Raw genomic sequence first — 1,116 nt, 5'->3', positions numbered from 1 at the left:
GCTCGCAACTCCACCCTAGCCGCCAGGTCCGATGGCCACCCCAGCCCTACACCCCGGCCGAAGCCGGAATTTCCACCACCTCCGCGGACGCTACCTCGACGAGGTGGACGGAGCTCCCTCCAGTTCGGCCTACCGAACCCGCTTCGGCAGCCTCCTGCGCGCATACCAGCTCGTCGGCTTCTCGCCGGACCGCGACTACCGGTATGTCGAGGTCAACCGTGCCTTGCGCAGGCTCCATCCGGAGATCGTCGCTCAGGCAATGGCGGGGATCCGGGATGTCGGAGGAGCCGTCGAGCAGGATCCGGCCACAGACCTTCTGACCGTGAATGGCGAGTTCACGGTATCCATCGTTCTCGCGCGCTGCCAGGAGACGCCTTCGGGGACGGTGCGCTGGCACATCCGCCTCGATACGGGCCTCGCACCGGACATCACCGTCGCGGTCCGCATGGCACCCGGCAATGCGAGTATCCGCGACTACTACCTCCTGCCTCGCCGCGATGCGACGCTGGATCGGCTGCGCATCGGAGAGACGAACGACCTTCTGCTCGAGGCCTTCCGCTTCGACACCCTGGACGCTCTCGCCGACCTGGCGCGGCGCGTCAGCATCATGGAGGCTGCCTGATGCCTGTCCCTGCCGCTGCGAAGGTGCAATCCGTCCCGATCGCGCTGATCGACGTGATCAATCCGCGTGCCCGCAACAGGAAGGTGTTCCGGGAGATGCTCGACAGCATTGCTGCTGTCGGCCTGAAGCGCCCCATCACCGTCGCCGTGCGGCAAGGTCCTCAGGGCCTCCGGTACGACCTCATCTGTGGTCAGGGACGCCTGGAAGCCTTCCGGGAACTCGGCCAGGTGGAGATCCCGGCCGTGGTGGTGGACGCCGAAACCGAGGACTGCCTCGTGATGAGCCTGGTCGAGAATGTGGCCCGGCGTCAGCACCAAGCCATCGACCTGCTGCACGATATCGACGGCATGCGGCGGCGCGGCCATTCGGATCCCGAGATCGCCCGCAAGACCGGGCTTTCTCTAGGCCGCGTGGACAAACCTGATCCACAGTCGGATGGAGGCGAGTGTCGCGAAGCCGAGGAAGCTCTCGGCGGTCTGGTCGTAGCGGGTAGC

Annotated in this window: 1 protein-coding gene and 1 pseudogene; both read left to right on the top strand. The window is 66.3% G+C overall.

The window, feature by feature from the left end; translation table 11 throughout:
- Nucleotides 1–31 precede the first annotated feature (31 nt).
- Nucleotides 32–622: a hypothetical protein gene (locus FHS88_RS20485; protein WP_184487333.1), complete on the top strand. Its 591-nt coding sequence runs from the start codon at nucleotides 32–34 to the stop codon at nucleotides 620–622.
- Nucleotides 622–909: pseudogene (locus FHS88_RS21000) on the top strand (ParB N-terminal domain-containing protein); the annotation flags it as partial. The gene FHS88_RS20485 and the pseudogene FHS88_RS21000, both read left to right, overlap by 1 nt.
- Nucleotides 910–1,116: the final 207 nt, after the last annotated feature.

The sequence above is a fragment of the Neoroseomonas alkaliterrae genome (genome assembly GCF_014199195.1).
GTDB classification, from domain to species: Bacteria; Pseudomonadota; Alphaproteobacteria; order Acetobacterales; family Acetobacteraceae; genus Neoroseomonas; species Neoroseomonas alkaliterrae.
This window is presented reverse-complemented; position numbering and strand designations above follow the sequence as displayed.

Bases quoted from the DNA above. Each gene is read 5' to 3' on its own strand.
- FHS88_RS20485 (WP_184487333.1), top strand. From the start codon at position 32: ATGGCCACCCCAGCCCTACACCCCGGCCGAAGCCGGAATTTCCACCAC.